Source organism: Shewanella sp. NKUCC01_JLK, assembly GCF_019345615.1.
GTDB classification, from domain to species: Bacteria; Pseudomonadota; Gammaproteobacteria; order Enterobacterales; family Shewanellaceae; genus Shewanella; species Shewanella oncorhynchi.
Genome location: NZ_JAHKRD010000010.1, coordinates 38,689 through 62,936 on the forward strand (window position 1 = coordinate 38,689; position 24,248 = coordinate 62,936).

Genomic DNA, 24,248 nt, shown 5'->3' on the forward strand with positions numbered 1-24,248 from the left:
ACGGAAGCGAAATAGTACCCAAGCATGGGGCCGCATACAAGTGCAAGCCGCCTAAAATAGTCGCATTCATTGAAAAGAAACCGTAAAGACGAAACTCTTGCACTCTCCCGCATTGATTGGTCACAATATGAGTCACTCTTTTGCGGATATCTCATTATGCCAACCCCATTAATCTTAGCTTCGACGTCTGTATATCGACAATCTTTACTGCAAAAACTCGGGTTACCCTTCGAATGCTGCAATCCTAATATTGACGAAACGGCGTATCTCGAAGAATCGGCCCATGCTTTAGTGCTGCGATTAGCCAAAGCAAAAGCCGTCGCGGGAGCAGAACAATTCCCCGATGGTCTGATTATTGGCTCCGATCAAGTTGCCGTCATTGATGGCAAGATTATCGGTAAACCCCATCATTTTAATAATGCCGTCGCGCAGCTCACTCAAGCCTCAGGCAAGGCCATCACCTTTTATACTGGTCTTGCACTCTATAATGCCAAAACTGGCGCTATGGCCGCCGAGGTTGAACCCTTCACGGTTCATTTTAGGCACCTTAGCCATGCGCAGATTGTGGCTTACATTGAAAAAGAAGAGCCTTATTATTGCGCGGGCAGTTTTAAGAGCGAAGGTTTAGGTATCGCGTTATTTACAGAGCTCGAAGGTCGCGATCCCAATACCTTAGTTGGCTTACCACTGATATTACTGACGGAAATGCTGTTAGCCCAAGGTGTAGACGTTCTCGCTTAAACATTTGCCAAGGCTTTGCTCTGTTTATTGAATCGATGACGCGCATCAAAAATACCGAGCTACTGAGTCGTTTCATCGACAAGAAGACGAGACGTAAATAAAAGTGATAAGGAAGTCTCATGCGCAGCGGCATGTATTGCCGCTCCAGCATTAAATAGCAGTGTTAGAGGTATTGCAGTAATTGCTTTGGTGAATCAATCAAGGCGATAGGTTTTGCCAGCAGCAACTTTTCGGCACTGTGGGCGCCATAGGTCACGCCAACGCTATCAATCCCTGCATTGGCCGCCATGGTCAAATCCAGCAGAGAATCACCCACCATTAAGGCTCGATTCGGGGCAATATTCAATTCTTTCAGCAAACTTGAGATCATTTCAGGATGGGGTTTGCTGTGCACTTCATCGGCGCAGCGTGATGCAACAAAGTATCGACCTAAGCCTGTTTGCTCAAAGACGCGATCAAGTCCCGCACGGGCTTTACCGGTTGCGACGGCTAATTGATAACCTTGAGTATGTAACTCATCGATTAAAATAGGTGCTTGTGCAAAGAGCGGCGTTGGCGTGGTGTCTAAATGCAAATACTGTGCTTTAAACTCAGCGCGCATTTGCTGATATTGATCATTTTCGCCTTGGCTGAATGCACTATTAGAATGCTGCTGATGCTGAGAATTGGCAGAAGAAGCGCTGCAATTAAGTCCCTGTGGGAACAGGACTCGCAGCGCTTCTGTCATAGAAAGACCAATAATATCGCGAATGTCACTTTCAGTTGGGATAGGTAACTGCAATGCCTTAGCCATATTTTCAATACAAGTGATAATTTTACCGATGGAATCCATCAGAGTGCCATCCCAATCGAAAATCACTAAATCGTATTGCTTTATCTTCATCCTTGAAACCTATCCCCGTCGATTACGCACGCTTTAACTTATCGAGTAATTGCGACAAATTTTCATCTAAAGGCGCTGAAACCCGCATCACTTCATCATTTTCTGGATGAATGAACATCAATTCAGCGGCATGTAAAAAGAGTCGAGTTAAGCCTAATGACCGCATGCTGTCGTCAAACCCTTGCTCGCTGTATTTATCATCACAGGCGATAGGATGGCCAGCAAATTGGCAATGCACCCGAATTTGATGAGTACGTCCAGTGACAGGGCTTGCCTTCACTAAAGTACAACCTTGGTAACGCTGCATAATTTTAAAGCGCGTTTCTGAAGGTTTACCTTCCGCATTAACGCGCACTATGCGCTCACCGGATTTGAGGGTGATTTTCAATAAAGGCTGTTTAACGGCTTTATCTTGAGCAGACCATTCACCTTTAACTAAGGCCAAATAGTCTTTCTGCATTTTTTTATACCGAAGCTGATCATGCAGATGTTTAAGCGCGCTACGCTTTTTCGCCACCAACAACACACCCGAAGTATCTTTATCGAGACGATGTACTAGCTCTAAAAACTTTTGTTGAGGACGCAGTGAACGCAATGCTTCAATCACACCGTAATCGACTCCACTACCACCATGCACGGCAATGCCAGCAGGTTTATTCAGCACGATCAAATGATTGTCTTCATGCAAAATACGATCTTCGAGTTGCGAGACTTTACTTAAGTTCGCCGATGGTGCGGTACGGTTATCCGGCTCTGCCACGCGGACTGGCGGAATACGTACTATGTCGCCAATCTGCAACTTGTACTCGGGTTTGATGCGTTTCTTATTCACTCGAACCTCGCCCTTGCGGACAATGCGATAGATCATGCTTTTCGGCACGCCCTTCAGCTTGGTCATTAAGTAGTTATCGATACGCTGTTCGAAGTGATCTTCATCAATCGTGATCAACTGAACCTGTTGTGGGGTGGATTCTATATTCATGATGCGCCATCTAATTATAACGGTCGCCATTGTACAACAACTGAGAAGAATTGTGCCTTTCCATTGCTGAATTTTTTGATTATTGCTATATTTCACCAGCGATTAGGGATAAGCCGTGAATAAAGTGTTCACAACGCCCTGATCCCAAGCGGAAAATTTAACGGATAAAAAAAGATTTTCTTGATAGCAAATCATTGATTTGCAAATCGTATATAGAGTAAAAATACCACAAATGCGTTTTTTACGATTAAATCGAGAAAGTCACCTTACTTTAATAAGGTTTACCCTAGGTTTTCCTCCCCGATTTCGAAGGATATTTTAACTTGTCGTCAGACAAACCGATTCGACTTGGGCATTACCGGAACGAAACTAAAGAATTTATGGGGTTGGTTGATGTTTTACAACGAATTCCTTGTTTTTGTAATCATTAAAAAATAAGCCATAAATAGGATGCGACACGCAGCGACTGCGTCTAACAGTAATGCGCACCTCTTGCCTAGCCACCAGCCGTGAGGCTCAGTTGACCTACTGCTAGGCCCGTAATGCAGCGAAGCGCGATGTTTGATGACCTCTATTTAAAGAAGAATGACGTCATCATGAAACGTATGTTAATCAATGCAACTCAATCAGAAGAGTTGCGTGTTGCCCTTGTTGATGGGCAACAACTGTATGATCTAGACATTGAAAGCCCAGGTCATGAGCAAAAAAAATCAAACATTTACAAAGGTAAAATTACCCGCGTAGAACCGTCTTTAGAAGCCGCTTTCGTCGACTACGGTGCCGATCGTCACGGCTTTTTGCCACTGAAAGAAATCGCTAGAGAATATTTCCCGAAGGGATATTCGTTCCAAGGTCGCCCAAATATCAAAGAAGTGGTCAGTGAAGGACAGGAAGTTATTGTCCAAATTGACAAAGAAGAACGCGGCAATAAAGGTGCAGCCTTAACGACCTTCATCAGCCTTGCAGGCTCTTACTTAGTATTAATGCCAAACAATCCACGTGCTGGCGGGATTTCTCGTCGTATCGAAGGTGATGAACGCACTGAGCTAAAAGAAGCGATGGCTGACTTAGAAGTGCCTGCGGGCATGGGTCTTATCGTGCGTACTGCGGGTGTAGGCAAAGAATCTGCCGAGTTAAAGTGGGACTTAAAAGTTCTACAACACCACTGGGCGGCGATCACCGAAGCTTCACAAGTTAAAGGCGCACCTTTCTTAATTCACCAAGAAAGCAATGTGATAGTTCGCGCTATTCGTGACTATTTACGCCGTGACGTGGGCGAAATCCTCATCGATCATCCACGTATTTTTGAAGAAGCGAAGCAACATATCGCCTTAGTTCGCCCTGATTTCGTTGAACGCGTAAAACTGTACGAAGCTGAAGTGCCATTATTCACTCACTTCCAAATCGAATCACAAATTGAATCCGCCTTCCAACGCGAAGTACGTCTGCCATCTGGCGGTTCGATTGTTATCGACCCAACTGAAGCGTTAACCTCAATCGATATCAACTCTGCCCGTGCCACTAAAGGCGGCGATATTGAAGAAACAGCACTTAACACTAACCTCGAAGCCGCCGATGAAATTGCCCGTCAATTGCGTCTCCGCGACTTAGGTGGCTTAGTGGTTATCGACTTTATCGATATGACGCCAGTGCGTCATCAGCGTGAAGTTGAAAACCGTTTACGTGATGCTGTGCACCATGATCGTGCTCGCGTGCAGTTAGGTCGCATTTCTCGTTTCGGTTTGATGGAAATGTCGCGTCAACGTCTGCGCCCCTCTTTAGAAGAATCTGCAGCGCATATCTGCCCTCGCTGTCATGGCCAAGGCACGATTCGCAGTACCGAGTCTTTAGCACTGTCAATTTTACGTTTGATGGAAGAAGAAGCCATCAAAGAAAACACCTCACAAATCGAAGCGATTGTGCCTGTGGATGTTGCAGCTTTCTTGTTAAACGAGAAACGCAAAGCCATTCGCATCACAGAACAGCGTCACGATGTCGAAGTGTATGTGATACCTGACGCACACATGATGACGCCTGATTACCGCGTGATCCGTCACCGTAGTGATGATGAAATCAGTGAATCAAGCTATAAGCGTATAGAGCATCCTGAAGCCAAATTGTATGAGCCACGCAAACTGGAACGTACTGCGGCGCCTATCCCGGCATTAAAAGGTTTTGCAGCGCCACAAAAAGTAGAACAAGCCCCATCACCAACGGTGAAAGTTGAAGCGCCACAACCAGGCTTCTTCAGCAAGCTTGTGAGTGCAATCAGTGCCATGTTTGCGCCAAGTGAAAAAGCTGAACCCGTAAAAGTTGTTGAAACTAAAGCAACTGATACCAGTGCGGCTAACACAAATCGCCGTAACCGTCGTAATGACACTCGCCGCCCACGCAATGCCCAAGATGCCGACAAAGCAAAAGAAGGCACTCGTGAGCCGCGTAGCCGCAATCCAAAAAAGCCAACTGATGCAGTAGTCAGCACACAAGAACGTCCAGTACGCGAAAAAGAAGAAGCGGCTAAACGTCCAGCTAAAGCTGAACCGAAGCCACGCGTACAAGCGCCAAAAGATGTTGTTGCCGACATTGAAGCAGATGATGCCCCTAAGCAAGAAGTCGCCCGCGAGCGTCGTCAGCGCCGTAACATGCGTCGTAAGGTGCGTATCGATAATGGCCATAATACGCCAGATAATGCGATCCCAATTGCACCTGAAGATGCAGCAGAAGTGTTAGCGGAAATTGCAGCCCTTAACGCCGCAGCGGCAAGTACAATCAGTGTTAATGTCAAAGCTGAAGTCATTGCACAAACGCCAGTAGAAACTAAAGCACCAAGAACACGTCGCCAGCCTCGTAAAGAAGCCGCACCCGCTCAAGAAGCGCAAGAAAATATTGTGCTAGAAGAGACAACTGTAATTTCTACTGTAGTAGAAACACCTGCGGTTGATGCTGTTAACACAGCTGAAAACACCTTGGTTGACACAGCAGCTCATACTGTAGCAGCGGATGCAGTATCGCAAGATAGCGAAGTTGATGCAGACAACGAAAATGCTAATGCTGATGATCAATCAAAACGCGAGCAAAGAGATGGTCAACGTCGTAGCCGTCGTAGCCCTCGCCACCTTCGTGCAGCGGGTCAACGTCGTCGTCGCGACGAAGATGACCAAGGTACATCAACGCCAGCGCAATTCGTTCCTAATGACGAATTAGGTGCTGACCAAGAGTACCCAAGCGAAATCGTCAGTGTTCGAGTGGAAACTCCTGTTGTTGCAACTCAAACAACAGCGGTAACTGAACCAGCCGTTAAAACTGCTGACGTCGAAATAGCTGAAACAAGTTCAACTCCAGCTGTTGAAGCTCCTGCTGTTGTTAAAGTCGAAGCAAAAGTTGAGCCTCAGCCTCAAACAAATGACGTTGCAGCAGTTGAAACTCAGCAAGTTGAAACTAAACCTGTTGTGACTAAAACCACTGAAACGAAAGCGGAAGAGCCAAAGGCTGCTGACGTAAAAGTTGACCTTGCGTCAATCGTTGAAACTCAGGTGACCAGCGTTACTGCTGAAGCCGTAGTCGTTGCAGTCCCATCAGTTGAAAGCTCAGTGACTAAATCAGTAGCAGTACCCAAAGCTGAAGCAGCTAAAACCGAAACACTTGTCGAGCCAAGTGTTGCACCGAGCGCTGAAGTAAAAGAAGCCGTGAAAGCAACAGCCTCTGCGCCAATGGCCAGACCGGCTACTATCGCTAAGCCTCAAGCCACAGTACAAACAGTTCCAACAACACCGCAAATCAATGCAGTTGTTGTCAGCAAGCCGAAAGCCGCCAGCCGCTTTGGCTCTATGGTGTCTTCGGATATGACCAAGCCTGTCGTTGAAGTGAGAGAACAAGTGGCAGTCCCTAAAGGACGAGAGTATGAGAATACTGCGAACGAAGAGTCTACAGCCAAAATCAAACTCGCTAATGGTGCAGAGTCGGATATGGCGCGTCCATAATCACTTAAGCTAAACCAGAAAAGCCATGCAATTGCATGGCTTTTTTATTTATACTGTAATACTCCACAATATTTAAATTTAGCTCTATCCATTTTTCGGCTTAATCGTAGTCCCTTGAATAACATAACCCATCAAAAGATCCTCGGTATATAGTTCTCAACTTTAAGTATTCTTGCGTTGTCACTAACGTCACATTAGAAGCAATAAACATGCTAACAAAATATCAGGCCAATACCCGCCAGTAGAAAGGGCTCTTAATCCATTTAGTGCTAACTGTAGACCCCTCCTTTATAAGTTAGGAAAACTAGTCGAGGGAAAGCATTATTCCGCTATAAAGTAGCCGATAATTAAGTTGGATTAGCAGCCTAAAGCTTCTGTCGGAAATACTTAAATGTACGAAATGCAAGGCATCTCAATAGCCATATTCGTTTTTTGGTCGGCTCCAAACTACATCATAAATAAGCTAGTGTTCTTTAATATCAAGCACTAAATGCTTTGCCAGCCTTAACTCTTTACTACAAGGCTTTCAGCCTTAGGTGCAGCTTAGTATATGTAGGATAACTAAGTGCAAGAAATGCAAGTGCACCAATCATATTCGGCAATATCTGAAGTCACTGATTTACAACAAATGAATGATTAGACACATTCGCGTTCGACATTGAATATAAGATTACGCAAAAAATAAACTCGATAAGAGTAAGCGTTAAGAGTTAAGAGTTAAGAGTTAAGAGTTAAGAGTTAAGAGTTAACATATAATGGAATTGAATGTTACAGGAGTAAAAATAAGGAGAGTGTATCAAATGGTTTTATTGAAAATCTTGGAGATATCAGAATTGGATTCTAACAGAGAAATATTAGAGGATTAACTTCAGATTTAAGCATTAAATTAATGCGACATGTTAAGTGGATCTCGTCGCTTATACTGGATTCAACAATCTAAACTAAATGAAATTTTATTTTCGCACAAATAAAAAGAGCCACGGAATTAACCACAGCCCTTTAATCCATTGCTATCAGCTCCAGGCTAACAGCACTGAAAATTAACCAATGATAGTTACGTTTTCAGCTTGTGGACCTTTTTGACCTTGAGTCACAGTGAAAGACACTTTTTGGCCTTCATCAAGAGTTTTGAAACCGTCAGAGTTGATCGCACGGAAGTGTACGAATACATCTGGACCAGATTCTTGCTCAATGAATCCGAAACCTTTGTCAGAGTTGAACCACTTAACAACACCAGTAACTTGAGACATAATATAAATCCTGTAAATAAAAAATTAAAGCCTTAACGGCGGGTGGAGCTGGAAAATGCCGGTATTACTTATGTTTACAGGACGAACTGGTCGTATTGAACACATAAATATAAGCCCAACCTTCAAGCTGATAAGACTATAAACCATTCTAAAGATAAGTCAACACACTGCGACACTTTGGATTATTTATTTTGCCTAAATCTACTTTACGGTTTTGCAACCGGCTAGCAGAACACTAGGTTCATGCTGTTTAGCAAGTACAGTTAAGCATTTTAAATAACTTATTTCAATAGCTTAATCTTATCACTTACTTTGAAATCCGATGCACCTCAATTTGGAAATCCAATTCACAGTTCAGTCCTTGCAACGCAAATGCTTGCTTTTGGGCATGAGTAAACTTCCAAGCATAGGGCGTCATTTCTAAAAAATGAGCGATATGTTCACTGTTTGCCAGCTCTAACTGGGAGATTAAGCGCTCCTGATGCAGACACTCAAATCCAGCAATATGCGCTGTGGAAACGGGGTGTAATCTTGGCTCAGCATAAATTTGTTGTTTCAACGCAAAGTGGTGTAAAGGTCCCGGAGAAACCGTTATCAGTAAGCCTCCATCAGCCATAATCCGTTGTAACTCTTCTACTTTTGAAGGGGCATAAATACGAATGGCAAGATCGACACTTTGGGATGCGATTGGCATTTCATAGGCACTTGCGACACAAAATTGCAAATTAGGGTAACGTTTAGCTGCATATTTAATCGCAGACTTAGAAATATCTATACCTTGTAAATTGCAATCATGGTGCTGGCTCAACTCATGGAATAAACGTTGACTGTAGTACCCTTCCCCACAGCCTATATCGAGGATTTGTTTTGCTTCGGCACCAAACTCAAGTGCGAGCTCATTCACTCTATCACTCAAACCTTGATAGTAACCCGCGTTTAAAAATTCACGCCGAGCAAACATCATCTGTTTATTATCACCAGGATCTTTTGAGTTTTTCTTCTGTACAGGCAATAAGTTGACATAGCCTTCTTTGGCCATATCAAACTTATGTTGCTGTGAACAACCCCAAGTTCGCTCCGTTAACGTCAGTGGGGCGGCACACAGGGGACATAAATAATACATAATGGACTCTTATCATTTAGCTAAATTTGGGTAAAAAGTTTATGTTTCGTCTTCCATCAATCGATCTACCATCAGGGTCAATTCCGGTGAAGCGAGTAATTCATAACACTCTAATTTTCTTAATAGCTTATCAGTGTTATCGACATCATTAGCAGCGCGGCTGTAGTTTGGTCGCTCAAACATATGGGTATAGGTTCTAAATAACCATTGTTGTTTCTGCAGTAGCAAGGGATCGATCCTTAATACTTCATCAGCAAGGCTGGCGTGACATTGACCAAGCTCCCCGCGCATAAACGACTGCAATTCTAATCTAACCTGCTCGATTTCGGTCATGTAAATTGCAAGAGATTCAGATGATGCGGCATAGTCGTAGTGCCTTGCTAACAGTGCTTTAGCAACCATTAACGCTTTGGGCTCATGCAAAACCCGTAAATCCGCTTCTAAGGGAACTAACTCAAACTTTGAATTGGCTTGTAAGGCAAAAGTTAAGTCATTATCTGCACCTAAATGACGAGTCGTATCTAAGGTAAAAGATACACCTCGCCTCAATTCTGCCGCACAAAATTTCGCAGCTGTTCCCATCCGTGTATAAAGCCTAAAACCTTGCCCAAGGCTGCGGGTTATTGGTGTATTGAAAGCCTGAGGGCTTTGCGGTAACGATTCGACCTTAAGACCCATAAACGGCTGGAAGCGGATGACTATATTTTGCTGAATTCCGGCTTCAGCTATGACGATAATCTCTAGTAAAGGGGCATTGATCGCCTGTGACACAATAAAATCACTCACATCGTCGGGTAGCCGTAATGTGAGTATTGATGCCTTTTCAATATCAAGCACCATAGGTTCATTTAGAAATTGATGGTACATAAGACATTATTCTCCTATTTAACCGCAATTGTACCGTCCAATACCAATTAAAATCACTCCGTAAACCATTACCATCGCAAGGTATGACTTAATCTTCATGATGCCGTAAATCGGCATTCGATAAATAGTAGTGACATTGCGTGGTAGCATATTTATGCCTCCAGTGATCTATAACGTTAAGCACAGGAAGATGTAAGTGACGTATACAATGAACTTCACGTAACCATTCACCCAATGTAAAACTCACGATGCACCCAGCCTAGAAAGTGACGAACCTAGTCAGCGTTATTAGGCATCGCTCGGCTTAGCGCCAGAAAACCATTCGGTATGCTGGTCACCTTGACGGCCAAAATAGGTTACACGTTTACCTCGCAAAAACACGAAATAACCTTGAACTCCGGCATTCATAGCGCGCTGGCAGAAAAGCCGAAATGTTTGCCCATGCTGCTGACTATCCAAGATGGCAGCTCTGAGTTCAATCACATTAAAATTTTCAGCAATTAATGGAAGTCCCTCAAATGAGAAAGGTGATTGCACTGTAGTACCTGCTGCGCTATAGAAAGTAAATGACTTCGAGGCATAGTCTACATAGTAATACTCGACACCTTCAGCAATAAGATTGCCGACAATTTGAGGAAATGGTATTAATCCAGACAAGGTTGCTTGTGCAGATTCTAAAATTTTATCCGAGTTCATTGATGTCCCCTCTGGGTCTTGAGTGGTCAATTTATATGTTCAACATCAGCAGTAGAGCCAAAGTGATAGCACTGTAAAAACGTGGAGCATACGCCAGCGCTGGTTAAACGCTCAAAGTACGTTCTCATAAATGATTAACGCAATAAACACGACCTTCAAACTTCCCCCAAAATCGTTGCCAGACTACAAACACGTTTATGCATATATAACGTAAAGCCATATTAAAAACACTATGGCTAAAGAACATAAGGACTTTAAAATATTCTGCGAGCCACTCGCACCCAGTGCCAACACCGTTGGGGTGTCTAAATTGATTTACAACTCACATAAACCCAAACTAAAAAAATGTATCATTTACACTTATCATCTGTTTCTTTATCCCGCAAGCCACCTAGGCTACTGCTAAAATAAGCACACCGAATCAATTTCAACCTCTAGCAATGAGTTTATTGATGGATAATTTACAGCGACTGGGCATTATTTTTTGTATTCTTTCCCTGTGGGTCTTGGCAAACATACCCGTCACTTATGCTAATGATCAATTCATTATCAATCAGTCTGAATCCAAGCTTGATCACAGATATCAGTATACTTATGACCTTTTACAATTAGTTATTGATGCAACCAAAGCCGATTTTGGTGAAGCATCACTGCAAGTCTCAGATCTAATAATGAGTCGAAATCGTATCTTCAGAGCATTACAAGAGGGTGAAACCATCAATGTTATTGCAGAAGCCTCTAACCTACAGTGGAATAAACAGCTTATTCCAATAAAAATTCCTATTAGAAAAGGCATTCAGGGATTTAGAATTTTTATTATTAAAAAGGAAAATATACCTAGGTTAGCCCAAATTACCTCGCTAGCGCAGTTAACTGCTCTTGATACTGGTTCAGGTAGCCAATGGTCGACTAAAGTTGCCATGCAACAAGCAGGATTTAAGATTATAGAAAGCAATCAATATGACAGTTTATTTAATATGCTATCAAAAGGACGGTTTATAACATTTGGCCGCGGAGTGAATGAAGTATTTCAAGAGGTTGAGCAGTTTAATCAACAATATCCAGATCTCGTTGTTGATGAAAGCATCATGCTACATATTCCACTAGCGACATATTATTATGTTTCGCCTAACAAACCTCGCTTAGCTCAGCGAATACAAATTGGCCTCCAGAGAATTATCGATAATGGTCAATTTGACCAGTTATTTTATCAACGCCATTGCGATTTTTTGATAAAAAGTAAATTGAATCAACGATTAGTTTTTAAAATTGACAATCCTTTTATATCTGAATCAGAAATGACTTCCATTGTCGGTAAAGATTTCTTACTCAATCCAATGGATGACTTTTCCATATTATGTAAGAAATATCATTGAATAGGCTTCATCAGATAAACGCTTTGGGTCCGTCATGACTTAAAAACATCTCTCGGAAAATGGGATAAAAAACAGCAAGTCGCGGCTTGAATTGAAGGAGGTTAGATTTTTGGCCTTGGGTATCAAGAAATCAAATGAAAACCTTCAAGGCCATTAGCCTTGAAGGAAACTTTTTAGAATTGCACTCTGACACCAATAGCCGCTGAGCGACCTGGCATAGGGGATAAATGCCTTAGGAAACTGTTATGTGGGCGCGCATCTACATCGGTAAGATTATCTAAGCTTAGGTAGAATTGAGTCGGCACTTTCGAAATGACTTGATCTAAAGTGATATTGGCTCCGAGCAAAGCATAAGATTCAGAGGGCCTCTCAAATCTGCTAACGTCACCTTGTGAATGATAGCGAACATAATCGATGGACACTGTAAGCGCATCATACTGCCAATTTAGTGCAGTGCCTGTTTTGGATTGTGGTGTTCGAGGCATTGAAGTGCCTTCTAACCTGCGGCGAAAGTATTCGTCCCGCTCACCAGCGAGAGGTGGGCGAATACTAAAGATATCGTAACTACCATCGTATTGATATCGAGGAGTATTTCTCACTCTGTCAGTAAATGCGCTGAGCTCAAAAACTCCCCACCTTTGCCACGGGAAGGTATAGATAGCTTGTACCTCTAACCCTTGATTGTTTGTATCTGCTTGGCGCCATTCACGAACATAAGTACCATTACGCTCAAGGCCTGTACTACCAAGATAAATAAAATCATTGAATTGATTTTGATACCAACTTGCCATTAGCTGTAAATCGGCGATTTTAGCGGTGGTATTTATTTCAAAGGAGTGATTAATTTCCTTTTTAAGATTTGAGCTGCCCTGTTCTTCAATTAACAGAGCATAGTGTGGGTTACTGGCGTAAAGCTCATTCATTTCAGGAGCACGCTCGGCATGAACGTAATTGACTCGTGTTGACCAATTTTGCAATATGTCCCATTGCAGTGATCCTGAGTAGCTTTGGAGATAAAAATTTCTATCTTTAACATTCGCTCCTGAGCCTCGACCTACCTTGTAACCCTCTGCGTTTACTTGGTGCTTAATCACATCATAACGACCTCCAAACTCAAAAGTAACCGGACCAAAGTGCAGGGTTTGTAGCGTATAGGCTGCATAGTTTTGACTATCGACATCAGGCATGTAATTGTCATAGCCCTCCCCTTTATAGGCTTTAGTGTCGTACTGTAATCCTAAGACACCATCGAAGTTTGATGTCCAACTATGATAGAGCTTAGGGCTAATGACCCAAGAGGTAAGTTCGAATTGGTTGACGGATACCTCTGCCATATGCTCATCATCGACTTGATTCGAATAGGCGCCATCGAGGCTAAATGAGTTTATCCAATTGTCATCCCAGTTTTCGACATACTTCATATCTACGCGATCACCACGGGAGAAAATTCGAATATTACCCCGTTGATCAAAATCCACTGGTGCGCTGCTGCCACGACGCATAAATCCCGGAATACCGCGATGAGTGTCCGTATAACCATAAGCCAAACCCAAAAGACGTTGTTGGCCAGTGTAGCTTCCGCCTGCCGAGAATGATGATGTGTGGTGGCTGCTGTTAAGTACAGTGCCATTACTGTCTATTGAGTAGTCGGTGATAATTTGTTGTTCTAAAGGTGTAGCATCTTCATAGCGTTTTAATTGATTGTTCATCTGCCACACAGGTTGCGCATATTTGATTTGGCATAGATCGGCAAACTGTGCGGCACCTACGACTTTTGACCACGTTTTACAATCGCTGTCTTTAGAATATCCAGGGATATCATAGTCACCACGGTCTTTGTTGATCATATTCAGCGCAAAGTTAAAAGATTCATTCCCTGCGGTAAGTTTTGCCAGTGCGGTACTTGTACTATTGAAGCCAGCTTTCACTTCAGCGCGACTGTTAAACCCATTGATTGGGCTCAATGGAATACGACCATCTTGGAGATCAACAATACCTGCCATCGCTTGCCCACCATAGGCAATAACAGCTGTAGGACCTTTAATGACCAAGATACTGTCAGCAAGAAAGGGCTCGATGGGGATGTATTGATCCTCACTCACCGACGACATATCCTCAACTTGAGTTCCATTGAGCAACATTTTAACCCTGTTTCCACCAAATCCACGGATTTGTGGCCTACCCGATGAGCTACCAAAAAAACCACTGTCTACTCCCGGTAATTTGCTTAAAGTTTCTCCTAAGGTATCGGCTTTACGATTATTTAGTTCATCGCCGCTGAGTTCGATTTTACTGGCTTGTATTCTTTGGCTTAATGGTTTTTCTAAAGCATGCCCAGTGACATTGATACGTTCAATAGGTTCTGCTGAAACAGCTAAAGTGCCAACACCTAATAACAGAAGGTATTTGTGGGAATTCATTTTGTGGGTCGTCTCCATATGATTACCGCTAAAAAAATGATACGTTATAACGTATCATTATGTATCAGTCGAGTTCAATATGAATGAAAGCAAATTAAGTTACTGATTGTAAATGGCAATCAGAACAGCACTCGGTATGGTGACTGATGATTGCTAACAAAGATTGTCATTAGAAGGGGTGGATCAGGTAAACTGTGCAAGTATGATCATTTCAAAAAAATTGGCAGTTCTATGACGGGAAAAAATCTTGATTTACTGCGTGAAGTAGTGAAAAAGTGTGAAGAAAAAGGCATCAATCTTACCAGTAAGCGCAAAAAAGTACTTATCGTATTACAGGAACATGATGTTCCTTTGTCTGCCTATGAAATTGCCGATGTGTTAAAACAAAGTTTGGGCGAGAGTTTACCCATAATGTCTATCTATCGCATGTTGGATTTCTTAGTACAGGAACAATTAGTGCATAAGTTATTAACGGTGAATAAGTATATTGCCTGCCATCATGTATGCGATCATCACATTCACAATCAATTTTTAATTTGTAATACTTGTCAAAAAGTCACGGAGATAGCATTGCCCACTGCTCTTGTTGAACAGTTACAGTTGAATGTTAGCCAAGCAGAATTTACCTTATCGAGCCCACAGCTTGAATTAGCGGGATGGTGTCATGAATGTCAGCAGCAACATAATAGTTAAGTTAAGTTAAGTTATGTACATTAACTAATTTGGAACGCTATTTATCATGGTTGCTGAACTTATCCCATACTCACAGTAACGCTATAAATCCCCCAGCCTCCGACATTCTGGTCGATAATGTCCGTCTAAAATCGTGGATATGCCAGTCTTGGTTTAATATCGCGGACCAGCTCATTAATGAAAGCAACATTACCCGGTCGCTTGCCGTGGGAAAGCGCCATGGCGAGTGATATAAGTTCCACTGTTCTTATAATATCTCGAGTAAAGCGGAACTGATCGGCCTTCGAATGTGTTAAGCGGTTTCCAAAACGCATAGGGTTCTATAATATTTACCCATGAATTTAGTCACACAGGGACCAGCTTACGTGCGTCAGCAAGTCCTAAATCCGGGTAGAGACCAAAGGTTAAACACCCTGATGGATTATCAATCCTAAATCGATACTGCCATGTTATAGTCCCTGCAGGGGTAATACGAACGCTTAAGCCGTTGCGGTCAGCAAGCTCTGGTTTCTCTAAATATGGTTTGCCGTTTATTGCACGTAACCAATTGTCAGATAAAGACATTTTAATTACCCTGTGTACATGTGATTTTAGCTAATCTGACGCAGAACCCAATATATACAGATTATGTACTCACATCGAAGAGCTGCATACTAAATTGATGTGAATGACAACGAATCCAATTAAAGCAATTTAACTATTGATAACATGAAGTTACATGCTTTATAGAACGAAAATAAATAAAGATGAAAGACGATAAAGCAGGGTCAATATTTTAGCACGACTACGGAAACATGTAATATTAACCATTGATTTATAATAAATATATGTACAAACTTCGTTTAAGAACCTTCCAATATCACAGCTGCTAAACAACAAAATCACTTCTAAATTCGATACTATTTTTTAATTGCAAAAAAATGTTGTCTAATTATGTTTATCTATTAAAAAGTGGTGTGTATGACAAGTGCTTAAGAACTTCCGGCTCAATACTTCTGATTACTTTAGCAGAGTGTTCTAATTCTAAATTAAGCTCAGACCAACCATCAGTGCTCATAAACTCTGCCAGTAGATAACAAATCCTAGGTGTAACGGCTCACAATCGAAATTCCTTGTGCTCGCAATTAGCGCAATCTTCGGCTCAGATTAAGTGACAATAAAATCTTACTGAGCTCACATTAAGTGATAGACAGATGACGGTCAGCTTTATTGGTAGTGCTTAATTTCAATGCAGTGTTCAGTTTACAATAGTGTTCTGTCGCGCAGAGTTTGCGTCAGCAAGGCGAGCTCCTGATCTTTGCTTCAAACCCGAGCATAACCGTAAAAGGCCATTGTTATTAAAAATGTCTCGTTAGGCTTTAGATGAGGAAAACATAACATCCAAATGAGACAGAAAAACCGTCTCATTTGGATGTATGCTTTAGGTATACTCAAAACATACATTAGCATCAGAGATAAAATTTAATAATCTCTTAGTAGAGTGCGAGGATGACTTTTTGGGCTACGGACTTCTGTTGCAGTTATACCTCGAAAAACTCAATCTTACCGCCAGTAAGATGATACATACTACCAACGATTTTAATTTTATTCTGGTCTTCCAGCTGTTTCAGTACCGGGCTGTTTTTGCGGATATTCTCGATAGTCAGTTCAACATTTTTCCTTGCCACAGCATCGACAAAATCGTAATTACTCCCTTTACGCTCTCCGGTGTACTCTGTTTTTTCAATAGCAGGTTTAATTTCATTCAGCAGGCCCGTCAGGTTGCCTAGTTCTGCATTATCAATAGCGCCACGTATCGCACCACAGCGGGTATGCCCCATAACCAGCACCAATTTCGCACCAGCAAGAGCACAGGCGAATTCCATACTGCCCAATATATCGCGATTACTGATATTACCCGCAACACGGGAATTGAACGTTTCGCCGATCCCCGCATCCAGCACAATTTCCGCTGGCGCACGTGAGTCAATGCAGCTAAGGATCACTGCAGCAGGATACTGACCCGTGATACTGTTGCGTTTCTGCGCTAAATAATCATGTTTCGCCGTGCGATTCTCCCGGAAGCGCAGATTACCCTGCTTAAAATGTTCAATCACAGCATCAGGTGTCATGCCATCACGTTCATCTTTACTGAGGGATGCCGCAAAAGAAATAGAGGGCACCGATAAAGCCGCCAGCCCAGTTACCGAAAGGGCCGAAACAGCAAGTGTTTGTTTCAGGATTGTCCGGCGTGAGGGTTGAGCCGGTTGGTTATTTTTCATAATGTTCTGCAGTCCAGTTTGTTGAGTTAACAAAGGTTGTTGCGATAGTACTGTTAAACAAATCACAGCTTCAACCTAATGATAGTGGAGACCCAGTCAACGAGATTAAATACGGGCGGCAGGGTTACAGGTATGGCGTTTTTCATTTGCAGTTATTGTGAGCCAGAAGCAATGGATAGCTAGCCCGAGGGATTTCGATTGCGAGCCGCCACACCTAGGTTCTTCCACTGATGCCTGTAACATTCCTGATAAACGAAATATTCCAAAATTTGTATGAATACGATTATCGAAAATTTCTTCATATGCTGCCTATAATTTCGCAGCTCAACTACCATAAGTCTAACAAAGCTAAGAGAAAGGGCTCATAAAGCAAAGATCAAAGGATCACAAAATAGATCTGTCAAAGTTGTTGTTTCCCGCATACCTACTATTTTCAACTTCTGAGCAGAAAAACAAAATAACAACGCAAAATCAATATAATACACAGAGCTTGAAATTATGAGCACACTAAAACCTAATGGCGACATTTACCTGCAAGAACGGTAAAATGCCCCATTGTCATTGGGGAGTAGTCATCCTTAGCCTCCCACTAAGGAGTCCACGTCAACAAAATTGAGGTCTAACACCTCATGGCGTGGTCAGCCTCTGCGAATGCGGAGAGCCAGGCGAGACCTTTGGCCGCAATACGCTTTCCCAGCCGGGCGAGCAGTGTTGTCGTGCCATTGGATTATTGCTCGCCCGGCCGGATTGCTCACATGATCCTTACTCTTACTCTGTTTTTCCTCTCGGCAGGTACCATTTATTTGGCCTGCGAATACTTCGTCAACGGCATCGAATGGTTCGGCCGCCGTTTGAATCTTGGCGCGACTGCAGTGGGTTCAGTACTTGCAGCCTTCGGTACAGCACTACATGAAACGGCGGTGACCTTCATTGCCGTTGTCTTCGGCAAAACACCAGAGCAAAAGGACATTGGCGTCGGCGCAGCCATGGGCGGTCCGCTCGTTCTCGCTACCTTAGCCTATGCAGTGGTCGGCTTGGCACTGATTTACCACCATCGCCGCCTTCAACGGGAAACGTATCATGTACGTGCCGATCACGCCCGTATGAGTCACGACCAGCTCGCCTTTCTCGCAGTGTTTGTAGTGAAAGTGGCACTTGGCCTAATCGCCTTTGCCATCAAGCCGTGGCTGGGTGTCTTGTTTCTCGTAGCCTACGCAATCTATGTCTGGCGCGAAATTCAGGAGAGCGACACAGCGCCTGAAGAAGAGATTGAACCTCTCAAAATTCAGCCTTCCGTGACGGAGCCATCGTTAAAATGGGCGGCGCTGCAAGCCGTGTTGTCCCTGATAGTCATAGGCATTGCATCCCATATATTCGTAGGTCAACTTGAGGCCATTGGTACAGCGCTACAATGGTCACCACACTTGGTAGCATTGCTGCTGAGTCCGGTGGCGACGGAGCTGCCCGAGATGATGAACACACTTATATGGATACGGCAAGGAAAGGAACGCTTGGCATTGGCCAATATTTCTGGTGCCATGATGATTCAGGCAACGATTCCCAGTGCGTTGGGTATCTTCTTTACGCCATGGCTTTTTGATGGCCCACTGATGGCGGCAGGAGTCATTACTGCTTTGGCTATTATTTTTCTGTGGCAGCTATTTCGACGAGGCGTTGTCGATGCGCGTGCATTGGTCGCAGTAAGCTCATTGTACGGCGTATTTGCCTTGCTGATTGCGTTCTACTTCCCTCTCTAAGGAGCAAAGTGTCAGAGAACGCCGTGTGGTACGGCGTTCCTATTTAGCTAAATTTGCCCAACGCGCCAAGAGTGTAATGTTAAATTTTGTAAATGTTGCAAAAAATTGATTTAAATGAATTAAACTTTTCAGCGATCCTTGTGACCATCAGTAGTGATGATCAATGTATATGTCTCGTCACAAAAGCACTACGCACAGCGATACACCGCCCGAACGATTTGGTTGCGCACTATGGTGGTGAGAAATTTATTTGTCTATTACCGGATACTCAGCATTTAGGCGCGATGAACATACCTCATCGTCAACGCAGTGCTCGCTTTACATTTACTCTAGTTTCCAAGCGGTCACCATTAACTGGCGTTGCGAGTATTCAACCTCATCGGCATTTGAAATGGCAAACGCTTATTGAATCCGCAGATAAGCAATCATACTTAGCTAAAAAGCATGGACGTAATCAAGTCAGCAGGGCCAGCTTGCTACGGTAAACACCATTATTGAGTGCCAATCGTAAATTTTGATTTTTTGAAATTATCAAAATTGAAATGTGAAGTGGGTCGCGTAGCATTTGGATAAATGGAATCATTGACTACAAGACCAAAATGCATCACGCATTTGACGATTTCTAACTGACAATTAGGCTTAGTGAAGTATCTTTTTAGAGCTGGCGCAGTCATTGAAAGCTCTGTAATGGTTTAATTTCCCTACATTAATTAAAGAGAAACTATTTATGTTTGTGATCGATCAAATTATTCTCCTCGCCGCGATTTTGATTATTCTTGGTATTTTATCCAGTAAATTGTCTGCGAGATTGGGTTTACCCGTACTGGTGCTCTTTCTCATGGTGGGCATGTTAGCTGGTGAGGATGGCCCTGGAGGTATTGTTTTTGATAATGCACAAATTGCTCACGCGCTTGGGTCTTTAGCTTTAGCCATTATTTTGTTTGATGGTGGTTTGCAAACACCCATCGCGTCGATTAAGCAAGTGTGGAAGCCTGCTTCTGTGTTGGCGACTTTAGGCGTATTGGTGACTGCCATGATCACTGGTGCTGCAGCTGCTTATATTCTAGATGTTTCCTTACTTTACGGTTTACTGATTGGTGCCATTGTTGGTTCAACCGATGCCGCCGCCGTTTTCTCATTACTGCGTAATGCAGGTATTCATATCAACCCACGCCTTAAAGCCACATTAGAAATTGAAAGTGCGACTAACGATCCTATGGCAATTTTTTTAACAGTTGGCTTATTGGAGGTCATGGTCAAAGGGCTTGAACCAGGGACTGGATTATTGATGCTGTTTATCCAGCAAATGGGTATCGGCTCCGCAGTGGGTTTAGCGGCAGGCTGGTTATCAGTACGTATTATTAATCGTATCCATCTGACGACCTCTGGATTATATCCTGTGATGGTCGCGGCATTTGGTTTACTGTCCTTTGGCGTAGCAGCTAATCTTGGCGGCAGCGGCTTTTTAGCTATTTTTATCGCTGGTGTGGTGATAGGGAATAGTCGTTTTGTTTTTCAGCGCAGTACCTTTTTATTTCACGATGGTTTGGCATGGTTAGGCCAGATTGTTATGTTTGTGTTTTTAGGCTTGCTGATTAATCCTTCGTCTTTGCTGGATGTCTGGCAGGAAGGACTGATGATTGCAATCGTCCTGACCTTAATCGCACGCCCCTTGTCGGTAATCCCTGTACTGAAGATTTTTGGCTTTAATGCGCGTGAAATTACCCTAGTATCCTGGGTTGGGTTACGTGGTTCGGTGCCTATTATTCTGGCTATATATCCGCTGATTTATGGTCTGCCTGGTGCCAGTCTTATTTTTAGCGTGGTGTTTTTCGTCGTGTTAATTTCAGCGACAATACAGGGGTCAACATTACCCTGGGTTGCACGCGCTTTAGGACTCACGGAACCGCCTCCTGCGACACCTGCAGCGACACTGGAAATTACTGCTTTAGGCGATGTGGATGCTGACATTGTCGAGTATCAATTGGGCGATACCTCACGCGCTTCTGGTCGCCGTTTATCCCAAATGGCTTTACCTGACGGTACAGTAGTAGCGATGATAACCAGAGGAAACAATGTAATTCCACCTAGGGGATCAACCTTCCTGTATGCTGGCGATCATTTATTTATTGTGATGAAACCCGATGTGCGTGAGTTTGTTGATCTGGTTTGCTCTGGTGTTGCAGAAGCCAATCATTATGAATTACCTACGGGTGAATTGAAGTTGAAAGGCTACACCAAAGTAGCAGATTTAAAGCACTCCTACGGTATTGAACTCTCTGCTAATGATAATTTGTCATTAGATGAAGTGCTACGTCAGAGCTTGACTGACGAGCCGACCTTGGGTGCAAGTAAAGATTTTGGTGAAGTAATATTGCATGTTCGTGAGATGGTGGGTTCGAGGATTGCGACAGTGGGTATCGTACCGAACTCAGCCAATGAAAACTGATACCAAAACAATAATTTGTAAAAGCATAGTTTCATTGTGGTCAATATAGAGATCACACCTAAGCTCAGCGCATCATTTGATGGCTAATGATTTCGCATAGGTATCTGTCCGAACCTTTGATAAAATCCTGTCAACGGGTGAGCAGTCTTGGTGGACAACCGGCTAACCCGCCAGCCCTCTTAAGAGGGCGCTACTTCTAATTAATCCTATCTAGCAGTGCCATTTCGGCTTTTCTTAGCCAGAAGATGTAGGACTTTTTACTGTCAAATCCCATTAAGGCCCACTGCTCTTTACACAAGTAATGGGCGCGGATGGCACGTTTGCAGTTAATGGATAACTGCTCAACGAGGTGGTCATAGTGTGCGACATGGGCAGGCACGTTGAGTTCATGCTTTAAGTTGCCACCGCCCAAGGCTTCGCCTAAACGGTCGCAGGCGTAGCGGTTTGAAAAACCCTTGCCCAATTCTTGGTACACCCAATAACAGCCCCAGCGATATAACCCTAACCGTAACGCCTTAATGTTCATCCTCTGCTCGGGTTCATCGCTAAAGGCCATTAGCCACCTCATTTATCTTCTTAACCGAAAGCTTAAACACATCAATGCATATCGATGTCACATCGTCATAGGGCGCATTAGTGCGGCCATTTTCCCAACGTTGATAAGTGCTGCGACTGATGCCGTAAATCTCAGCCACTTCGTCTTGGGTCATGCCCCGTAAACGGCGCCCTACTTTCAGTAAATCCGCGGCGCGACTAGCCATAAATCCTCCTGCGTGAAGTCCATAACCCAGTTGTGCTATTTGTTATTGTCATTGTCATAACCATCCCACTAACATTGGCTCGTCCGTCTCAGTGGTCGATTGGCGCATAATCTCGGGCGCCACATCATCAAACCCCAGTGTAATTAAGTGTGTGTGGGAGGTAAATGCCTTAAACCGAATCGTTTCACTCCAATATTGCGCAGTGCGAATGCTCACCGGCCCTACATCGTAAGGGAATAAAACGCTCATACGACGGACATTGAAGCGGTGATCTGCATCGGCGAGGCGTTTTATTGCAACGCGGCGGGCTATTCACAAAAGCAAGCTGACATTGCGCAGCACAATGCTAAGGCCGAAGCCTTTAAACAGCGACTGTTATCACTGCGCCCTGCTCTCACCTTCACGGCGTTTAACAGCACCAAGGAGAAATCGGCATGAAGCAATCTGCAGTCATCAAAGACGCTTTACGCCAGTGTTATACCCTGCCCGCAAACAAGTCGGCAGCTGCCAACAATTTTTAAAACGACTCGCCGAGGAATTGGCAAAGGAAGGTAAATGATGATTTCGACCCAACCGACCGTGGATCAGCAAATGCAAGTGCCGCTCTTTCTTACCACTAAGGAAGTCATGACACGCTACCGGATTAGCTCATCAGCAACGCTTTGGAAGTGGCGAAGAAACGACGGTTTCCCTGCTCCTATCCATAATGGCCGCCATTACTTAAAAGCGTCGCTCGATAAGTGGGATGAAAAACAGCAAGTAGCTGCTTGAATTAATTTTTAAGCCTTAAGATAAAGCCCCATTTTTGGGGCTTTATTTTTAGACCTTTATCGATTGACTATTAGGCCATAAACTCATCGCCTTCGACATTACAGCCTTTACTACCGCAGTTAGTGCCTACTGCTACAGCATCAGCGATGATAGCGGCGAGTCCTGTGCCGACCAGTACTATTTGGGCAATTAACAAGACACCATCGGTTGATATCCATGCGACGACTGTCGCGATGAATGATACCACCGCGACTATGGCTCCAAACCAGCTTAGGCCACTGACGTTTCTAACAAAGCTATACATCGTCATTGATAACATAGCGTTTTAATGAGCTGAAAAACTGCATCTAGCAGCCCCTAAAAGAAGGCTGTAGCGATCAGTTCATCATTTTTAAGGTTAGTTCAAATGTGACTTTTAACAAAGGCTCACTTCGCTGGATGTTCAACAACAATCGCGTTAGTGGCAATAGTGAACTGATTGAATCATTCATGCGATATTTTGATGTTTTACCGTCCCATTCTATCGGGCTGCAGCCGAGACGTTATGTACTCTAAACCTGCTTGATAGCCTGCGGTTTCTGTTGTGTCACCGTTTTTGGCGACTAAATAAGTGGCTTTAAACATCATCAGCTTACAGACGGTTAGATAATAAAAATCATCGTCTTGCTTGAAAGCACAAAACTTTTTCCACGGTATGGTGATGGATTTACCGCTAGGGGGCACAAACGTTAGCGTCGAGGCTGTGGCGGTCACTGTATGGCACCCTTCTAGGCTCGCAAGGCTCTGTAAGGTTGTGTTTTCAATCGTTCGATCCAGAGTGGTTATCTTGCCTGCAAATTTGTTAGCTTGATTTTCGGCGATGTTTTTTAATACTAATTGCCACACAATAAGGTAAGCAATTGCACATATTGCGATTGCGATATATGTCTCTGGGGTGTGACTTTCTGCGAAAAAATAAAACAATAGCAACGGGGATAATAACGGGATCCATAGGAGTAATGCACGCACGATAAAGGCATGCATCCGCTTAGCTAATCGCGCATGGTTTGCAATGCGTGCTGAATCTATTCTTTCCGCGATTGTGATTAATTGTTCCCGCGTGATTAAAAATTTTAGTTCCATGACGTCCTTGCTTAACGTTAATCCGAACACTGTGCCAAGTGTATGATTAATTGAGTTGAAATGACTAAACCATAAATAAAGCTGATATTGAATAGATAACAGTTTACCTTGTGCCG

At 43.4% G+C, this 24,248-nt stretch carries 20 protein-coding genes, 1 pseudogene and 1 riboswitch; of the genes and pseudogenes, 8 read left to right on the plus strand and 13 right to left on the minus strand.

Annotated features, from left to right (window positions below):
• Positions 1-156: 156 nt before the first annotated feature.
• The gene (locus KO537_RS12000; protein ID WP_219234554.1) at positions 157-741 is read left to right on the plus strand and encodes a nucleoside triphosphate pyrophosphatase; all 585 of its coding nucleotides are present in this window, start codon (positions 157-159) and stop codon (positions 739-741) included.
• 163 nt (positions 742-904) lie between these two features.
• Here KO537_RS12000 and KO537_RS12005 read toward each other — a convergent pair whose 3' ends face one another.
• Complete coding sequence (locus tag KO537_RS12005) at positions 905-1,624, minus strand: HAD-IA family hydrolase (RefSeq protein WP_219234555.1); 720 nt, start codon at positions 1,622-1,624, stop codon at positions 905-907.
• 22 nt (positions 1,625-1,646) lie between these two features.
• Complete coding sequence (gene rluC, locus KO537_RS12010; RefSeq protein ID WP_049821723.1) at positions 1,647-2,606, minus strand: 23S rRNA pseudouridine(955/2504/2580) synthase RluC; 960 nt, start codon at positions 2,604-2,606, stop codon at positions 1,647-1,649.
• 542 nt (positions 2,607-3,148) lie between these two features.
• Here rluC and rne point away from each other — a divergent pair.
• Complete coding sequence (rne, locus tag KO537_RS12015; RefSeq protein ID WP_219234556.1) at positions 3,149-6,586, plus strand: ribonuclease E; 3,438 nt, start codon at positions 3,149-3,151, stop codon at positions 6,584-6,586.
• 1,040 nt (positions 6,587-7,626) lie between these two features.
• Here rne and KO537_RS12020 read toward each other — a convergent pair.
• The 4 genes from KO537_RS12020 to KO537_RS12035 form a co-directional block, all read right to left on the minus strand.
• Positions 7,627-7,836, minus strand: a complete 210-nt coding sequence (locus KO537_RS12020; RefSeq protein WP_011789734.1) for a cold-shock protein — start codon at positions 7,834-7,836, stop codon at positions 7,627-7,629.
• Between the two features lie 307 nt (positions 7,837-8,143).
• The gene (rlmA, locus tag KO537_RS12025; RefSeq protein ID WP_219234557.1) at positions 8,144-8,959 is read right to left on the minus strand and encodes a 23S rRNA (guanine(745)-N(1))-methyltransferase; all 816 of its coding nucleotides are present in this window, start codon (positions 8,957-8,959) and stop codon (positions 8,144-8,146) included.
• A 39-nt stretch (positions 8,960-8,998) separates the two neighbouring features.
• Positions 8,999-9,826 carry a hypothetical protein gene (locus KO537_RS12030; RefSeq protein WP_028760377.1) on the minus strand — a complete coding sequence of 276 codons (828 nt, stop codon included), beginning with the start codon at positions 9,824-9,826 and terminating at the stop codon, positions 8,999-9,001.
• Between the two features lie 288 nt (positions 9,827-10,114).
• Positions 10,115-10,522 (minus strand): DUF1398 family protein, encoded by a 408-nt coding sequence (locus KO537_RS12035; protein ID WP_028760378.1) that lies wholly within the window; start codon positions 10,520-10,522, stop codon positions 10,115-10,117.
• 452 nt (positions 10,523-10,974) lie between these two features.
• Here KO537_RS12035 and KO537_RS12040 point away from each other — a divergent pair, with 452 nt between their 5' ends.
• Entirely contained in the window at positions 10,975-11,898 is a 924-nt protein-coding gene (locus KO537_RS12040) for a hypothetical protein (RefSeq protein ID WP_173245482.1), read from the plus strand.
• Positions 11,899-12,071: 173 nt separating this feature from the next.
• On the opposite strand, the gene KO537_RS12045 is transcribed toward KO537_RS12040, so the two are convergent.
• Complete coding sequence (locus KO537_RS12045) at positions 12,072-14,318, minus strand: TonB-dependent receptor (protein ID WP_173245485.1); 2,247 nt, start codon at positions 14,316-14,318, stop codon at positions 12,072-12,074.
• Positions 14,319-14,549: 231 nt separating this feature from the next.
• Here KO537_RS12045 and KO537_RS12050 point away from each other — a divergent pair, with 231 nt between their 5' ends.
• A complete protein-coding gene (locus tag KO537_RS12050; RefSeq protein WP_049821724.1) occupies positions 14,550-15,011 on the plus strand; it encodes a Fur family transcriptional regulator in 462 nt (153 codons plus the stop codon).
• A gap of 1,520 nt (positions 15,012-16,531) precedes the next feature.
• Here KO537_RS12050 and KO537_RS12060 read toward each other — a convergent pair.
• Positions 16,532-17,272: a carbonic anhydrase gene (locus KO537_RS12060; RefSeq protein WP_131524350.1), complete on the minus strand. Its 741-nt coding sequence runs from the start codon at positions 17,270-17,272 to the stop codon at positions 16,532-16,534.
• Between the two features lie 551 nt (positions 17,273-17,823).
• A riboswitch (yybP-ykoY riboswitch) is annotated at positions 17,824-17,935 on the plus strand.
• A gap of 92 nt (positions 17,936-18,027) precedes the next feature.
• Here KO537_RS12060 and KO537_RS12065 point away from each other — a divergent pair.
• From KO537_RS12065 to KO537_RS12075, 3 genes are all read left to right on the plus strand, one after another.
• Positions 18,028-19,029, plus strand: coding sequence for a hypothetical protein (locus KO537_RS12065; RefSeq protein WP_219234558.1), 1,002 nt, complete (start codon positions 18,028-18,030; stop codon positions 19,027-19,029).
• Between the two features lie 92 nt (positions 19,030-19,121).
• Complete coding sequence (locus KO537_RS12070; RefSeq protein WP_173245497.1) at positions 19,122-19,514, plus strand: diguanylate cyclase; 393 nt, start codon at positions 19,122-19,124, stop codon at positions 19,512-19,514.
• Positions 19,515-19,756: 242 nt separating this feature from the next.
• Entirely contained in the window at positions 19,757-21,478 is a 1,722-nt protein-coding gene (locus KO537_RS12075) for a potassium/proton antiporter (RefSeq protein ID WP_131524348.1), read from the plus strand.
• Between the two features lie 196 nt (positions 21,479-21,674).
• Here the strand turns inward: KO537_RS12075 and KO537_RS12080 are convergent, their stop codons facing one another.
• The 3 genes and pseudogenes from KO537_RS12080 to KO537_RS12090 all read right to left on the minus strand — a co-directional run.
• Positions 21,675-22,034: a hypothetical protein gene (locus KO537_RS12080; protein ID WP_173245500.1), complete on the minus strand. Its 360-nt coding sequence runs from the start codon at positions 22,032-22,034 to the stop codon at positions 21,675-21,677.
• On the minus strand, positions 22,024-22,239 hold the full coding sequence (locus KO537_RS12085; protein ID WP_168823718.1) for a helix-turn-helix transcriptional regulator: 216 nt from the start codon (positions 22,237-22,239) through the stop codon (positions 22,024-22,026). Before KO537_RS12085 ends, KO537_RS12080 begins: the two co-directional genes overlap by 11 nt.
• A 54-nt stretch (positions 22,240-22,293) precedes the next feature.
• Positions 22,294-22,500: pseudogene (locus tag KO537_RS12090) on the minus strand (integrase); the annotation flags it as partial.
• 294 nt (positions 22,501-22,794) lie between these two features.
• Between KO537_RS12090 and KO537_RS12095 the strand changes: the two are divergent.
• Positions 22,795-23,010 carry a helix-turn-helix domain-containing protein gene (locus KO537_RS12095; protein WP_173245503.1) on the plus strand — a complete coding sequence of 72 codons (216 nt, stop codon included), beginning with the start codon at positions 22,795-22,797 and terminating at the stop codon, positions 23,008-23,010.
• 70 nt (positions 23,011-23,080) lie between these two features.
• On the opposite strand, the gene KO537_RS12100 is transcribed toward KO537_RS12095, so the two are convergent.
• A complete protein-coding gene (locus KO537_RS12100) occupies positions 23,081-23,257 on the minus strand; it encodes a hypothetical protein (protein WP_173496526.1) in 177 nt (58 codons plus the stop codon).
• Between the two features lie 260 nt (positions 23,258-23,517).
• Complete coding sequence (locus KO537_RS12105; protein ID WP_173245509.1) at positions 23,518-24,132, minus strand: hypothetical protein; 615 nt, start codon at positions 24,130-24,132, stop codon at positions 23,518-23,520.
• Between the last annotated feature and the right edge of the window lie 116 nt (positions 24,133-24,248).

Coding starts and splice junctions, on each gene's coding strand:
- KO537_RS12000 (WP_219234554.1), top strand. CDS start 157: ATGCCAACCCCATTAATCTTAGCTTCGACGTCTGTATATCGACAATCT.
- KO537_RS12005 (WP_219234555.1), bottom strand. CDS start 1,624: ATGAAGATAAAGCAATACGATTTAGTGATTTTCGATTGGGATGGCACT.
- rluC (WP_049821723.1), bottom strand. CDS start 2,606: ATGAATATAGAATCCACCCCACAACAGGTTCAGTTGATCACGATTGAT.
- rne (WP_219234556.1), top strand. CDS start 3,149: ATGCAGCGAAGCGCGATGTTTGATGACCTCTATTTAAAGAAGAATGAC.
- KO537_RS12020 (WP_011789734.1), bottom strand. CDS start 7,836: ATGTCTCAAGTTACTGGTGTTGTTAAGTGGTTCAACTCTGACAAAGGT.
- rlmA (WP_219234557.1), bottom strand. CDS start 8,959: ATGTATTATTTATGTCCCCTGTGTGCCGCCCCACTGACGTTAACGGAG.
- KO537_RS12030 (WP_028760377.1), bottom strand. CDS start 9,826: ATGTACCATCAATTTCTAAATGAACCTATGGTGCTTGATATTGAAAAG.
- KO537_RS12035 (WP_028760378.1), bottom strand. CDS start 10,522: ATGAACTCGGATAAAATTTTAGAATCTGCACAAGCAACCTTGTCTGGA.
- KO537_RS12040 (WP_173245482.1), top strand. CDS start 10,975: ATGGATAATTTACAGCGACTGGGCATTATTTTTTGTATTCTTTCCCTG.
- KO537_RS12045 (WP_173245485.1), bottom strand. CDS start 14,318: ATGAATTCCCACAAATACCTTCTGTTATTAGGTGTTGGCACTTTAGCT.
- KO537_RS12050 (WP_049821724.1), top strand. CDS start 14,550: ATGACGGGAAAAAATCTTGATTTACTGCGTGAAGTAGTGAAAAAGTGT.
- KO537_RS12060 (WP_131524350.1), bottom strand. CDS start 17,272: ATGAAAAATAACCAACCGGCTCAACCCTCACGCCGGACAATCCTGAAA.
- KO537_RS12065 (WP_219234558.1), top strand. CDS start 18,028: ATGATCCTTACTCTTACTCTGTTTTTCCTCTCGGCAGGTACCATTTAT.
- KO537_RS12070 (WP_173245497.1), top strand. CDS start 19,122: ATGTTGCAAAAAATTGATTTAAATGAATTAAACTTTTCAGCGATCCTT.
- KO537_RS12075 (WP_131524348.1), top strand. CDS start 19,757: ATGTTTGTGATCGATCAAATTATTCTCCTCGCCGCGATTTTGATTATT.
- KO537_RS12080 (WP_173245500.1), bottom strand. CDS start 22,034: ATGGCCTTTAGCGATGAACCCGAGCAGAGGATGAACATTAAGGCGTTA.
- KO537_RS12085 (WP_168823718.1), bottom strand. CDS start 22,239: ATGGCTAGTCGCGCCGCGGATTTACTGAAAGTAGGGCGCCGTTTACGG.
- KO537_RS12095 (WP_173245503.1), top strand. CDS start 22,795: ATGATGATTTCGACCCAACCGACCGTGGATCAGCAAATGCAAGTGCCG.
- KO537_RS12105 (WP_173245509.1), bottom strand. CDS start 24,132: ATGGAACTAAAATTTTTAATCACGCGGGAACAATTAATCACAATCGCG.